Here is a 14081-nt window from a genome sequence, read left to right as displayed (position 1 = left end):
CGCCTTGTTCGACCGCACAAATCTTCAGGTTCTGGCTAACCATGCCCGCGCGGCGGCCGAGAACATGGCCCACACGCTGCACCGCACCGCGCACTCCGCCTTCGTCAAGGAGACGCAGGATTTTACGGTGATGCTGATGGACCGCTCGGGAGCGACCTTCGCCGTCCCGATGGAGCTCGGCGCCACATGGTACCCCGGGCTTTCCTATCACCGTGCGATCGCCATGGTGAACGACTATCGGCCGGGAGACGTCGCCTTCACCAACGATCCCTATTCCGGCCACGTCGCCACGCACGCACCCGACACGCATTTGTGGAAGCCGGTCTTCGTCGACGGCGAGATCGTCGCCTGGACGGGAGGGCACATCCACAACACCGACATGGGCGGGGCTGTGCCGGCTTCGCTCAGCCGCGCGCTCACCGAAATCCATCAGGAAGGCGTCCGCTTTCCGCCGATGAAGCTGGTGAGGGAAGGTGTCTTCGACGAGACGATCCTCAGCATCATGAGCACCAATGTGCGCAAGCCGGACCTCAACATCGGCGACATCAAGGCGCTGGTCGGCGCACTCAACACCGGCGAGCGCAAGATCCAGGCGATGGTGAAGAAGTTCGGCAAGGCCGGCTTCGTCGAAGGCGTTGCCGCTCTTCTTGACCATGCCGAGGCGCAGGCGCGGGACGTGCTGCGCACCATGCCCGACGGCACCTGGCAATTCGCCGACTATGCCGATGAGGATTCGGTCGAGGCCAATCCCTGCCGGCTGAAGCTGACGCTGACGATCAAAGGCGATGAGGCCGTGCTCGACTTCACCGGCTCCGATCCGCAGCTCGGCTCCTCGCTCAACGTGCCTTCGGGCGGCGACCCGCGCCACACGATGCTGCTCGTCGGCGTCTATTACGTGCTCTACACGCTCAACCCGAAAATCCTGCTCAACGCGGGCCTCACCCGGCCGTTCACCTGCATCACGCCGCAAGGTTCGGTGCTGAACCCCGTCCATCCCGCCGCCGTCGGCATGCGCTCGCTCACCTGCGCCCGGCTGCGCTCGGTCATCTTCGGGGCCTTCTCGCAAGTGCTGCCGGAGCGCTTGCCGGCGGCGCCGGCCGGCAACAACTGCATCGTCAACGTCATGACCATCGATGAGCGCACCAGCCGGAGCGTCATCGCGGCGGTCAACCCCGTCGTGGGTGGCGGCGGCGCGATGCCGCATCGCGATGGCACCAATGGATCGGGCGCCGATGCTGCCTATCTCAAGAACACGCCGATCGAGATCACCGAGACCGAGACGCCGGTCGAGTTCGTGAAATATGGGCTCGCCCAGGACAGCGGCGGTGCGGGCCGCTGGCGCGGCGGGCTGGCGACCGAGATGGCTTTTCGTGTCTTTGCCCCCGACTCCCGGATTACGGCGCGCAATCGCGACCGCAGCTTCTTCCGTCCCTGGGGCGTGCTGGGCGGCAAGGCGGCCGGCCTGTCGGACATGGTCGTCAATCCGGGCACCGGCCGCGAGCGGCGGCTGGGCAACATCGACACGGCGGTGCTGCAGCCGGGCGACGTGCTCGAGATCCGATCCGCCGGCGGCGGCGGACGCGGCGACCCGTTTCAGCGCGAGCCCTGGCGGGTCGGTGAGGATGTGCGGCGCGGCTATCTCTCGCCGTCCGCAGCCGAAAGCGACTACGGGGTCGTTATCCGCGGCGGCGAAGTCGACGAGCGCGCGACGGAGCGGCTGCGCGCGAGGCACACGCCGTCCGTCGGCCATTTCCATTTCGGGCCGGAGCGCGACAGCTACGAAGCGCAGTGGACGCCGGCCGCCTATGACCGGCTCCACGCTCTGCTGGACGCCTTGCCGATCCACTGGCGGTTCTTCGCCAAGACGGAGATTTTTCGCCGCATGAAAGGTCGCTCCGGGCCGGAAGGCGTCCAAGCGGCCTTCGAGGCGGTCTGCGAACGTTTTCCCGAGCTGCCTCGTCCGGGGCCGGTACGAGAGGCCGCCGAATGATCACGGTCGGCCGCATCGTCCGGCTGGCCGAGCGCGATCGCGAGGAGGTGCAATTCCTTCTCGACGGTGAGACGCGCAACGCGCTGGACGGCGACACCGTGCTGACGGCAATGCTGGCTTCAGGACATGCGCTGCGGAGTTCCGAGTTCGGTCCCGAGCCGCGCGCGGGGTTCTGCCTGATGGGAGCCTGCCAGGACTGCTGGGTGTGGCAAGAAGGGGGACCGCGCCTGCGTGCGTGCACAACTCTTGTCGTCGAAGGCATGCGGCTGCGCACGACGCCGCCGGAGAACTGGCCGTGAGCGAGCCCTCATCGCCGCGCATCGTGATCGTAGGTGCGGGCCCCGCCGGCATAAGGGCCGCGGCGACACTGGTCGACGCCGGGCTCCATCCGGTGGTGATCGATGAAGGGCACCGCGCGGGTGGGCAGATCTATCGCCGCCCGCCTGCCGGGTTCGTCCGAACTCCGGAGCAGCTGTACGGCTCTGAGGCGGACAAGGCGCGCGCATTGCATTTGCTCTTCGACCGGATGGCCGATGAAGGGCGGCTCACTTATTGCGCGCGCAGCTCCGTCATCGCCGTGCATGAGGGGCGGCTGCATGTGCTGGGGGAGGGCGGCGCGGAGGTCGTCTTCTACGACCGCCTGATCCTCGCCACCGGCGCATCCGACCGCGTCGCTCCGGTCCCTGGCTGGCAGAACGCCGGCGTCTTCAGCCTTGGCGCGGCGCAGATCGCGCTCAAGGCGCAGGGCGTCGCGCTCGGACGGCGCATCGTGCTTATCGGGTCGGGCCCCTTGCTGACGCTGGTTGGCATGCAACTCCTCAAGGCCGGAGCGGATGTGGCGGCGGTGCTCGACACCTCTTCCTGGCGCCAGCAGATGCGCGGGTTCTGGGGACTTGCCGCCCGACCAATCGTGGCGTTGCGCGGGCTGGCCCTGCGGGCGCGGCTTGGTCGCCGCTACCACGCTGGCGTGACGCCTTTGCAAATCGAGGCCGATGGACGGGGTGTCACCGGGATGCGCTGGCGCGACGCCGGCGGCCGGGAGCGCGTCACCCCATGCGACATGATCGGGATCGGCTGGCACCTGCGGGCGGAGACTCATCTGACTGACCTTGTGGGATGCGCCTTCACCTATGACGAGCAATGGCGGCAGTGGCTCCCGAAGACCGACCGGATGGGACGGGCCGGCAATGGCATCTACCTGGCCGGTGATGGGGCTCGTCCTCTCGGGGCGGACGGCGCGGAGATCGCCGGGCGCCTTGCCGCGGCGGCGTGCCTTGCCGATCTTGGAAGCCCAGTGCCCTCCGTCGGCGCCGACCTGCGCAGGCTCGCACGGCTCGAGCGCTTTGCCCGCGGTCTGGCCCAGGCCTTTCCTTGGCCAGGCGCGATGGTGAGGGCGCTTCCCGACGATACGATCGTCTGCCGCTGCGAGAACGTCACTGCCGGGGCCGTGCGCGAGGGCACGACTCTCGGCGGCGGCGAGGCCAACAGGGTGAAATCGCTCTCGCGCGTCGGCATGGGGCGCTGCCAGGGGCGTTATTGCCAGTTGGCAGCCGCAGAACTCATCGCAGCCCACGCCGGCTGTAGGCCCGAGGATGTCGGCCGGTTTCGCGGGCAGGCCCCCATCCGGCCTGCCCCCATCGGTGCCTTTCTTCGGGAGAGCTGATGCAATCCGGAGGGTTCACCTGCCAAGCGAGGTCGGAATGTCGCGTTTGAAACTAGAAGTCGGCGACCTTGCCCCACGCCGAAGCAGCGAAACGCCGCGGATCGTAGGATTTCGGATCGACGATCGGCTCCAACCCGGTGACAAGATCGGCGACGAGGTGCCCGGCACCGGGTCCGATGCCGAAGCCGTGACCCGAAAATCCGGCAGCCAGGAAGAAGCCTGGAACGGCGTGGATCTCGCCGATGGCCGGCACGCCGTCCGGGGTGCTGTCGATGTAGCCCGCCCAGGCCGCGCTGATCTTCGTCTGCCGCAGCGGAGGCAGCAGCTCGAGCGCGCGGGCATGGGTCAGGCGGATGGTCGCCTGATCCGGCATCGGATCGAGGATACGCATCCGCTCCATCGGCGTCGGCCGGTCGAGCCGCCAGCGTTGGAGCGTTTCGTGGCCTGAGCGCACCCCCTGCAACCCGCCGGGCGCGAGGCTGCGCCAGCGCTTCAGGAACATGGGGACGAACTGCGAAGCGAAGCGCAGCTGCTGCGGCGTCACGTCGACGCGTCCGCGGCCGCTTATGGCGAGCGTGTAGCCGCCGTCACCGCGCCGCGTCGCCGAGATTTTTGCCGTGTGTAGCGCATCCGGCAAGCCCCCCGCGCCGGGCGAGACGGACAGTATGGAGGAGCGGATCGAGGCCTGCGGGAAGCGGAAGCCGAACTGACGGCAAAAGGAGGACGCCCAGGCGCCACCGGCCAAAACCGCCGCCTTCGTGCGGATCGTACCGCTTTCCGTGACCACGCCGCACAGGCGACCGCCCTCGGTCTCGATACCGCGCGCGGCGCAATTCTGATGCACCGTGCCGCCAAGCTGGACGATGGCGCGGGCGACCGCTGGCGCGGCCTGCGACGGATCGGCGGTGCCGTCGGTCGGCGAGAAGACGCCGCCTTTCCAGGTACGGCCGGTGGCGCGGCCCCGCCCGCTGGCCTCGGCGCTGTCGAGCATGTGCGTGGTGACGCCCGCTGTTCTGGCGAAGTCACGCCAGCGCGCCCAGCCGGCCAGTTCCGCCTCGTCATTGCTGAGATAGAGCAGGCCGCAGCGGCGAAAGCCGGTGTCCTGGCCGCTTTCGGCCGCAAAGCGCTCCCAGAGATCGAGGCTGCGCGTCGCCATCGGCAGCTCGCGGGCGTCGCGGTTCTGTTGGCGGCACCATCCCCAGTTCCTGCTGGACTGCTCGGCGCCGATGCGTCCTTTTTCGACAAGCGCGACCTTCAAGCCGCGCCTAGCCAGGTAGTAGGCCGCGAAGACGCCGACAATGCCGCCGCCGATCACCACCGCATCCGCGGATTGCGGCAGTTCGTCGGATGTCTCGATCTGTTGCAGCGGCGCGCGCATGGTCCTCTCTCTGCCTTTGAGGCTCGAATCTAGCGCGTTGCGCAGGCAGCCGCTGCCGCAGTTATGCTTCAGGCAGAATTTTATTCCGTAGCGCGCAATGAAATCGAGAGTCCCTGCGTGTCAGAGCAGGCCCATCGGATAGACAGGCCTGCGGGCTGTGGTAGTGTCACGGCTAGAGAAGTGGCGGCATTTTGTGCTGTGGCTTGCGTTCTTCGGAGATGGACGTGAAACTGGATCGGATCGACATCAAGATTCTGCATGAATTGCAGAAGAACGGCCGCATCACCAATGTGGAATTGGCCGAACTGGTGCACCTGTCGCCGAGCCCGTGCCTGATGCGGGTCAAGAAGCTCCAGTCGGAAGGTTATATCGAGGGCTATTCCGCGCAGGTCAACATCGGCAAGCTCGGCCAGACACTGACCGTGTTCACCGAAATCACCTTGAAGAACCATCGCCAGGTGGACTTTGCCCGCTTTCTCGCCGTCGTCGAGAAGATCGATCAGGTCATCGAATGCCACCTCGTGTCGGGCGGTTACGACTATCTGATGAAATTCGTGACCGCCGGGATTGGCGAGTACCAGACGATCATGGAGCGGCTGACCGATATGGATATCGGCATCGACAAGTATTTCAGCTTCGTGGTGCTGAAGTCGCCGATCGTCAAATCGCACATGCCGCTGCCCAGCCTGTTTCCCATGTAGTCAGCGGGTAGCTGTGCCGGGCGCTGCAGTTGTCTGCTGCGGTCCGGGCTACAGGACCCCGGGCTGCAATAGTGCGCGCAACGCTTTCAACTCGGCTTGCATCTCGGCGATCATCCAGGCGCGGATATCGGAGACGATCGACCGCACTGGCCGTGAGCGAGGTGCAATCAATTCATGGGTCCGTCCGGTGTTGATCTGCCTGTCCGAGGCCGGAACGAGCGTTGCCTGAAGCAGTGCCCTTGAGACATTGCTGAGCCAGCCGAGCGCCACGCCTTCTCCGTTCATCGCGGCTTGAAGCACGACCGCGTAGTCCGAGAATTCGAGCCATTTCGCCCTGCTGGTCTTGCGGTGGGCTACGCTGCCCCAGGCGTCCAGCCACTGCTCCTTGGCGTCGGTGAGATGAAGCAGGATATGACCTTCGCCGTCCGAGTCATGGTTCAAGCGGCCGTGGTGCGACAGATAGGATGGGCTGCACACCGGAACGATGATTTCCGGCGAGAAGGCCCAGCGGTGATAGTGGATGTCGTCGTCGGCCAGGATTCTGGTGGCAAGCTCGACATTCTCGGCGGGTCCTCGCAGAACGCCGGCGATGAGTTCGAACCTCAGGTCCACGTCGGGAAATCGCGTGTTGAACGCCGTTAACCTCGGAACGAACCAGTGCGTAGCGAGAGAGCTCGAGAGCGAAAGGGTAACCACCGGCTTTGCGGCACTGTTCCGCTTGATCGTGCCGATCGCCTCCTCGATGCCGTCAAATCCTTCCCGTACAGCCGAATAGAGGGCGCGCCCCTCCGGGGTCGGGGACAATCCCGTTGGACCGCGCGTGAACAGAGCCACGCCGAGATCGGCCTCCAGCTGAGCGATGCTGCGGCTGATCGAGGGTTGCGTGACGTTGAACTCGCGCGCTGCAGCCGTGAAACTTCCTGAACGGACAGCGGCCTCGAAAACGAGGAGTCCGCGTGCGGATGGAACGAGTTTTGCGAAGCCAGCCATACGCCAAGCGTATAGCCGCCCCAACAATTTTCAAGCTTTCCTGCAGTCCTGCAAATCGCGAACTATAACCCTCATGAATGGTTCGGAGCAGCATGTGCCGGCAGCGGCATTCCAAGCGGGGAGCACATCCGGCGATCCACTGCTTCAGCCGTTTCGGCTCAAGGGTCTAACGCTGCGCAACCGCGTCGTCAGCACCAGTCATGCCTCAATGCTGGACGAGGGTGGCCTGCCGCTCGAGCGCTATCAGCGCTATCATGAAGAGAAGGCGCGCGGCGGCCTGGCGATGACTATGGTCGGCGGCTCGGCGATGACGTCGCCCGATTCGAGCTGGGGCGGCGGTCAGCTGGATCTTTCCAGCGATCGCATCATCCCTCATCTCCAATCGCTGTCGCAGCGAATTCATCGCCACGGCGCGACGGTCATGTGTCAGGTCTCGCATCTCGGCCGGCGAGCTACTGCCTATGCCGGTCACTGGTTGCCCCCGGTTGCGCCGTCACGCGTCCGCGAGACGCGAAACCGGAATTTCCCCAAAGAAATGGACGCCGGGGACATCGACAGGATCGTCAAGGACTACGCCAGTGCCGCCAGGCGCTGCGTTGACGGCGGCCTGGACGGCGTCGAGACCGTCACCGGCGGCCATCTGATCGGCCAATTCCTGTCGCGCAGAACCAACAGGCGCACGGACGCTTTCGGCGGCTCGCTGGAAAACCGCGCGCGTTTCGGGCTGATGGTTCACGAAGCGATCCGCCGCGCGGTGGGCGACGACTTCGCCGTCGGGATCCGCTTCGTGATCGACGAGGCGGTCGACGACGGATCGGATTTCGAGGAAGGCCTTGCCTTCGCCCGGCTGTTCGAGCGCGAAGGCCATGTCGATTTCTTCAACTGCATCTTCGGCCGCATGGACACCGACTTGTCGCTGGCCGAGCAGAATATGCCCGGCATGTTTATCAGGAGCGCGCCGTTTCTGCCGTCGGTTGGGCAGTTCAAGCGGGAAACCAGGCTGCCGGTCATCCACGCCGCCGCCATCAGGGACGTAGCCACGGCGCGGCACGCGATCCGCGCAAACCTTGTCGATCTGGTCGGCATGACTCGAGCGCATATTGCCGACCCGCATATCGTCAACAAGGTGATGAGGGGCGAAGAAGACCGCATCCGCCCGTGCGTCGGCGCGTCCTACTGCCTGTACAAGAAGGTCCATTGCATTCACAACCCCGCCAGCGGCCATGAAACGACCGTCAGCCACATCATTGACCGGACCGAAACGCCGAAACGGGTGGTCGTCGTCGGCGGTGGTCCGGGCGGGATGGAGGCGGCCCGGGTCGCCGCCGAGCGCGGGCACAGCGTGACCTTGTTCGAAGCTGGGGCCCGGCTCGGCGGGCAGGTGCTCGTTGCGGCCTCGGCTTCCGACCGCAAGGATCTGATCGGTATAGTCGACTGGCGCGCCGAAGAGCTCGCGCGCCTGGGCGTGGATGTCCGCCTCAACACCTATGCGGACGCAGATGGAGTGCTTGCCGAGAAACCGGATGCCGTTATCGTCGCCACAGGCGGCATCCCGGACATGGAGTGGCTGGAGGGCGCTGAACATTGCGACAGCGTCTGGGATATCTTGACCGGGGTCATGCCCGCGAAGGCCGATGTGCTCATCTACGATGAGACTGGACGCCAGGCCGCCATATCCTGTGCCCTGCATCTTGCCCGCCTGGGACATGCGGTCAGCCTGGCCATGGCTGACGACACCCTTGCGATCGAGACACCCTATCCGGACCGGGTCAGTTTCCGCAAACTCGCGTCCGAACTCGGCATCCGGGTCGTCGGCGATCTGCGGCTCATCAAGGCAGCGCGCCACGGCAACGGCATCGCCGCCCGGTTCCGGCATGAGCTCACCGGTGCAGAAACGGAAATGACCGCGGCCCAACTCATTGTCGAGCGCGGCACGGCACCTGTGGAAGATACCTATCAGGAATTGCGTGCCCGCTCCGCCAATGAGGGCGTCACCGACATCGCGCTCATGACGGGAGTGGCGACAAAGGGGGTGCAAGGGCTCCAAGCTCCAGGATCCTTCGTCCTGCACCGCATTGGAGACGCGGTCGCCAGCAGGGACATCTACTCGTCAATCTATGAGGCCTACCGGCTCTGCTCGCAACTGTAGTCCGGCGAATCCCCTACGGTCAGTTTGGTCAGCGGTGGCCGTACTGGCTGACCAGCTCGGGGTCGCGGACGAGGCCGTCGAGCCAGGTCGGATCGAGCTTCGGCACGGAGGAGAACAGAAGTTTGGAATAGGGGTGCGTGGGCGACTTGACCTTGTCGGGCGTGATCTGCTCCACCCGCTCACCATTGTACATGACCATGATCTCGTCGCAGATGGCCTCGACGACGGAGAGGTCGTGGCTGATGAAGATATAGGAGAGCCCCAGCTCGCGCTGCAGCTCCTTGAGCAGCTCGATCACGGCGGACGCTACAACCGTGTCGAGCGCTGAGGTGATTTCGTCGCAGATGATGAGCTTCGGACCGGCCGCCAGCGCGCGCGCGAAGTTCACGCGCTGCTTCTGGCCGCCCGAGAGCTCCGAGGGGTGACGGTAGCGCAGCGACCTCGGCAGGCGCACCATGTCGAGCAACTCGTCGACACGCTTCGAGCGCGCCTGCCTGTCGAGCCCGTGATAGAAGGCCAGCGGTCGCGAGATGATGTCCTCAATGGGCTTGGCGGGATTGAGCGCGGTATCGGCATACTGGAACACGATCTGCATCTCGCGCAGTTGGTCGCGAGTGCGTTTCCGGGCGGCGCGCTCCAGTGCCTTGCCGTCGAAGACGATATCGCCGGTCGCCGCCGGATGAATGCCCGCGATGGCGCGCGCCAGCGTCGATTTTCCGCAACCGGACTCGCCGATGACACCGAGATTGCGGCCCTTCTCCACGATCAGGCTGACGGAATCGACCGCGCGGATAACCGGCTGCCCGTCACGTTTCACCGGGCCGTATCCGGCTATCAGATTGTCGATGCGAAGCAGCGGTTTTGGTCCGGAATCTTCATCGGCCCGTATCTGCCTCGACTTCGGCTCGAAAGCGGCCAGCAATTCCCGTGTATAGGGATGCTGGGCAGCCGAAAGGATTCCGGCCGTCGTGCCGGTCTCCTGCACCTCGCCGCCCTTCAGCACCACGATGCGATCTGCGATCTGGGCGACCACCGCGAGGTCGTGGGAAACATAGACTCCCGCTATCCCGCCCGCCTTCATCACCGACTTGAATGCTTTGAGCACGTCGATCTGGGTCGTCACGTCGAGTGCGGTCGTCGGCTCGTCGAAGATGACCAGCTTGGGATCGCCGATCAGCGCCATGGCGGCCGCCAGCCGCTGCAATTGCCCGCCTGAAACCTGGTGCGGATAACGGGCGCCGATACCGTCCGGATTAGGCAGCGACAAGGCCCGGAACAGCTCGACCGCGCGCTTTCGCGCCTGCTCGGGTGGCATCAGGCCGTGGATGCGCGTGACTTCGATCACCTGCTCCATGATGGTCGACGAGGGGTTGAAGGCGGCGGCGGCGCTTTGCGGAACATAGGCGATGTCGGTGCCGCGCAACCTGGCGCGTTCCCGCTCGGTAAGCGCAGCCATGTTCTTGCCGTTGACATTGATCTCGCCGCCAGTAATCCGGCAGCCGGGCCGCGCATAGCCCATGAGGGAGAGCGCCACCGTCGTCTTGCCGGAGCCGCTCTCGCCGATCAGGGCGACGATCTCGCCATCGGCGATGTCGAGGCTGACGCCCTTGATGATTTCGACCAGACGTCCGGCGTCGGTCTTTGCCTCGATCCGAAGGTTTCTGACCTCGACGAGATTGGTCATGCGTCCCGGTCCCTGATCTTCTGCGGCAGGTTGTCGATTAAGAGGTTGACGCTAATGGTCAGGCTGGCGATCGCCAGCGACGGCACGATGACGGCCGGGGCCGCGAAGGGCAGGCCGCCGATGTTCTCGCGCACCAGCGCGCCCCAGTCGGCTAAAGGCGGCTGCAGACCGAGCCCGAGGAAGGACAGGCCGGAGAGCAAAAGCACGATGAAGACGAAGCGCAGGCCGAAGTCAGCAAGCACAGGCCGGATGATGTTCGGCAGGATCTCGGAGCCGATGAGATAGATAGTGCTCTCGCCGCGGACGCGGGCGACGGTCATGAAATCCATGGTGTTGATGTTGACGGCAAGCGCCCGCGCGAAGCGGTAGGCGCCCGGGATGTAGATGACGGCGAGCGTCAGGATCAGCACCGGGATCGATGAGCCGACCGCGGCGACGACAACAAGGCCGAACAGCTTGCTGGGGATGGAGTTCATGGCGTCGAGGAAGCGGCTGAGGCAGGTATCGAACCAGCCGCCGGTGACGGCCGCGATCATCCCCAGCACGACCCCTGAAAAGCAGGCGATCGAGACGGCGGCAAGCGATATGCCGACGGTGTAGCGTGCTCCCATGAGAACCCTGGAGAGCATGTCACGCCCTAGATAGTCCGAGCCGAGCCACAGGCCCTGGCGCATCGGGCCGAAATAGTCGTCGTCGACGATATCGCCGATCGGATGGGGAATGATGTAGGGCGCGAAGATCGCGACCAGCGTCCACGCCAGAATGACCAGCGAGGCCACGACGCCCACGAGGTTGTAGCTGTGGCCCAGGAAGGACCGTCGGGAGGATGCCGCGCGCGCCACTGTCATCTGAGCCTCGGGTTGGACATGATGGCGACGATGTCGGCGGCCGTGATGAGCAGGAGATAGCCAAGGCAGAAGATCATCGCGCAGCTCTGGATCAGCGGCAGGTCGCGGGTCGCGACCGCATCGACCATCAGCTTGGCGATGCCGGGATAATTGAAGATCGTCTCGACGATGATGACGCCGCCGACCAGATAGGACAACGAGAGCGCGACCGCGTTGACGATCGGCCCAAGCGCGTTCGGAAGGGCGTGCTTGAGCACCATGCGGCTGCGCGAGGCGCCTTTGAGAAGCGCCATCTCGACATAAGGCGTTGAGAGCGTTTCGATCACCGCGGCGCGCGTCATGCGGATCATTTGGGCCGAGATGACGAAGGTGAGGGTAATCACCGGCATCGAATAGATGCGCACGAGGTCGGCAAGCGAGTGCGCCTCGTTGACCGAAGACAACGCCGGCAGCCATTTCAGATAAACGGCAAAGAGCAGGACGGCGAGGGTCGCGACCATGAATTCCGGCACGGAGATCACGCCGATCGAAAGCACGGTGACGGTGCGGTCGTAGACGGAGCCGCGCAACATGGCGGCGGTGATGCCGAGCGTCAGCGCCAGCGGCACCGAGATCAGCGTGGTGATGCCGGCGAGCTTCATGGTGTTGACGAAGCGCCCGCCGATCAGGGCCGCGACCGGCATTTCGTTGGCGTAGGAGGTACCGAGATCGCCGTGGAGCAGACCGACAAGCCAACGCAGGAAGCGCAGGATCGCCGGATCGTTGAGATGCATGGCCTCGCGCAGGCCGGCGACCGCCTCGGGCGTCGCCGCCTGCCCAAGCAGGATCGACGCCGTGTCGCCCGGCAGCATGCTGGTGGCGAAGAACACGGCGAACAGGACGATCAGAAGGGTGACGATCGCGATCGCCAGCCGCTTCAGCACGAGGTTTAGAACCCCAGACTTCATGGAAGCTCCCTGCGGTTGCGTTCGGCCAAACAATCTTGCGCAATGCAGTGCAGGGGACCGGCTGACCGGTCCCCTGCAGGCGCCTCTTAGGCTTCGAGCCAGAGGTATTCCGCCATTGCGTACCCCATCATGCCACCGAGCGGGTTCGCCTCCAAACCCTTCACCTTGCTGGAGAGGGCATCGACGTTGGAGATGTAGGCCGGGATGATGGTGCCTGCTTCCTCGGAGATCATGGTCTGCATCTGCCCGTAGATCTCCTTGCGCTTGGCCTGGTCGAGGAGGCCGCGCGCCTCGACGAGCAGCTTGTCGAACTTCTCGGACTTGTACTGGCTTTCGTTCCAGGGCGCGTTGGAGGCGTAAAGCAGCGAGAACAGGATGTCCGGCGTCGGGCGCGGATTGATGTTGCCGAAATGGACAGGCGCCTTGAGCCAGTAATTGTCCCAGTAGCCGTCGGATGGGACCCGCTGAACGTCGAGCTTCATGCCGATTTCCGCGCCGGCGGCCTGGATGATGACCGCCATGTCGATCGACGAGGTCGCGGCGTCCGAGGCGACCACCGGAATGGACTGGCCGAGCAGGCCCGCCTTCTTGAAGTGGAACTTCGCTTTGTCCGGATCGAAAGTCTTCGGCTTGAGGTCCGCATTGTGGAAGATGTTCGCCGGCGAGACGGGCTGGTCGTTGCCGATTTCGCCGAGGCCGCGCAATGCCGATTTCACGATCTGCTCGCGGTTGACGAGGTATTTCATGCCGGTCACGAAATCGGCCTTGCTGCCCGGATCCATGTCGAGCCGGATGTTGAGGTCCGTATAGTTGCCCGAGGTCGTCTTCGACAGTTCGAAGCCCTGCTGGCTCTGCAGCAGCTTCATTGCGCGCGGATTGATCGCGGCAGCAAAATTGATATCGCCGGAAAGCAAGGCGTTGACCCGGGCGCTGTCGTCGCTGATGGCGATGAATTCGAAGGAGTCGAGATAGGGCTTGCCCGACTTCCAGTAGTTCTTGTTCTTGGTGACGACCGAACGGACGCCCGGTTCGAACGTCTGCAGCACGAAGGCGCCTGTGCCGTTGCCCTTGGAGAAGTCGGTGGTGCCGTCGGCCACGATCATGAAGTGGTGCAGCGCCAGGATGGTCGGAAGGTCGGCATTCGGATCGGCCAGGGTGATTTCGACCGTCGATTTGTCGACCGCCTTGAAGCCGGTCATCTGTGCGGCGATCTTGGCGACCTTGGAGCCGACCGCCTTGTCGAGATGGCGCTTGAGCGAGAAGACGACGTCGTCAGCCGTCAGGTCCTTGCCGTCGTGGAAGGTGACGCCCTTGCGCAGCTTCACCGTCCAAGTCTTTGCGTCTTTGCTGTCGATGCTTTCGGCCAGTTCCATCTGCGTCTTGCCATCCTTGTCGAGGAAGGTCAGACGGTTATAGAGCGAGCAACACCGGACATAGTCGGTGGAGAGCGATGCCTTTGCCGGATCGAGCGTGTCGGCCGTCGATGACGACCAGCCGGCCGCCTTGAAGTTTCCGCCGGAGACCGGCGTGGCGGCGACGGCCTGCGTGGCACGGCCAAGCACAACGCCGCCCGCGGCAACCGCGGCGCCGCCCGCCAGCAGCATCTTGAGGAGTTCGCGGCGGCTCGCGCCTCGCCGGATGGCGTTTTCGACCATCGCATCGTCTGCTCCGGTCCAGTTGGTGATCTTGTCGGTCATGTCATTCCCCTTTCGTTGGTTGGTCAGGACGCGC

Annotated in this window: 11 protein-coding genes; 5 read left to right on the top strand and 6 right to left on the bottom strand. The window is 64.8% G+C overall.

The annotated features are described in order from the left end of the window. Window positions 1-4: 4 nt before the first annotated feature. From P9254_RS21975 to P9254_RS21965, 3 genes are read left to right on the top strand one after another with little or no spacing between them, the layout of a single operon-like run. Complete coding sequence (locus P9254_RS21975; protein ID WP_278055285.1) at window positions 5-1990, top strand: hydantoinase B/oxoprolinase family protein; 1986 nt, start codon at window positions 5-7, stop codon at window positions 1988-1990. After that, the gene (locus P9254_RS21970; RefSeq protein ID WP_278055284.1) at window positions 1987-2289 is read left to right on the top strand and encodes a (2Fe-2S)-binding protein; all 303 of its coding nucleotides are present in this window, start codon (window positions 1987-1989) and stop codon (window positions 2287-2289) included. Before P9254_RS21975 ends, P9254_RS21970 begins: the two co-directional genes overlap by 4 nt. Beyond that, entirely contained in the window at window positions 2286-3653 is a 1368-nt protein-coding gene (locus tag P9254_RS21965; protein ID WP_278055283.1) for an FAD/NAD(P)-dependent oxidoreductase, read from the top strand. The genes P9254_RS21970 and P9254_RS21965 overlap by 4 nt, the downstream gene beginning before the upstream one ends. 52 nt (window positions 3654-3705) lie before the next feature. Here the strand turns inward: P9254_RS21965 and P9254_RS21960 are convergent, their stop codons facing one another. Next, window positions 3706-5031, bottom strand: a complete 1326-nt coding sequence (locus P9254_RS21960; protein ID WP_278055282.1) for an NAD(P)/FAD-dependent oxidoreductase — start codon at window positions 5029-5031, stop codon at window positions 3706-3708. Between the two features lie 224 nt (window positions 5032-5255). On the opposite strand from P9254_RS21960, the gene P9254_RS21955 reads away from it, so the two are divergent. Beyond that, on the top strand, window positions 5256-5732 hold the full coding sequence (locus P9254_RS21955) for an Lrp/AsnC family transcriptional regulator (protein WP_066989429.1): 477 nt from the start codon (window positions 5256-5258) through the stop codon (window positions 5730-5732). 48 nt (window positions 5733-5780) lie between these two features. Here P9254_RS21955 and P9254_RS21950 read toward each other — a convergent pair whose 3' ends face one another. Beyond that, on the bottom strand, window positions 5781-6722 hold the full coding sequence (locus tag P9254_RS21950; RefSeq protein WP_278055281.1) for a LysR family transcriptional regulator: 942 nt from the start codon (window positions 6720-6722) through the stop codon (window positions 5781-5783). A gap of 73 nt (window positions 6723-6795) precedes the next feature. Here P9254_RS21950 and P9254_RS21945 point away from each other — a divergent pair, with 73 nt between their 5' ends. After that, on the top strand, window positions 6796-8871 hold the full coding sequence (locus P9254_RS21945; protein WP_278055690.1) for an NADH:flavin oxidoreductase: 2076 nt from the start codon (window positions 6796-6798) through the stop codon (window positions 8869-8871). A gap of 28 nt (window positions 8872-8899) precedes the next feature. Here the strand turns inward: P9254_RS21945 and P9254_RS21940 are convergent, their stop codons facing one another. The 4 genes from P9254_RS21940 to P9254_RS21925 form a co-directional block, all read right to left on the bottom strand. After that, on the bottom strand, window positions 8900-10555 hold the full coding sequence (locus P9254_RS21940) for an ABC transporter ATP-binding protein (protein WP_278055279.1): 1656 nt from the start codon (window positions 10553-10555) through the stop codon (window positions 8900-8902). Continuing rightward, a complete protein-coding gene (locus P9254_RS21935; protein ID WP_066989179.1) occupies window positions 10552-11403 on the bottom strand; it encodes an ABC transporter permease in 852 nt (283 codons plus the stop codon). Before P9254_RS21935 ends, P9254_RS21940 begins: the two co-directional genes overlap by 4 nt. After that, a complete protein-coding gene (locus P9254_RS21930) occupies window positions 11400-12350 on the bottom strand; it encodes an ABC transporter permease (RefSeq protein WP_066989177.1) in 951 nt (316 codons plus the stop codon). The genes P9254_RS21935 and P9254_RS21930 overlap by 4 nt, the downstream gene beginning before the upstream one ends. An 86-nt stretch (window positions 12351-12436) precedes the next feature. Further along, on the bottom strand, window positions 12437-14047 hold the full coding sequence (locus tag P9254_RS21925) for an ABC transporter substrate-binding protein (protein WP_095825758.1): 1611 nt from the start codon (window positions 14045-14047) through the stop codon (window positions 12437-12439). Between the last annotated feature and the right edge of the window lie 34 nt (window positions 14048-14081).

The organism is Mesorhizobium sp. WSM4983, from assembly GCF_029625765.1.
GTDB lineage: Bacteria > Pseudomonadota > Alphaproteobacteria > Rhizobiales > Rhizobiaceae > Mesorhizobium.
This window is presented reverse-complemented; position numbering and strand designations above follow the sequence as displayed.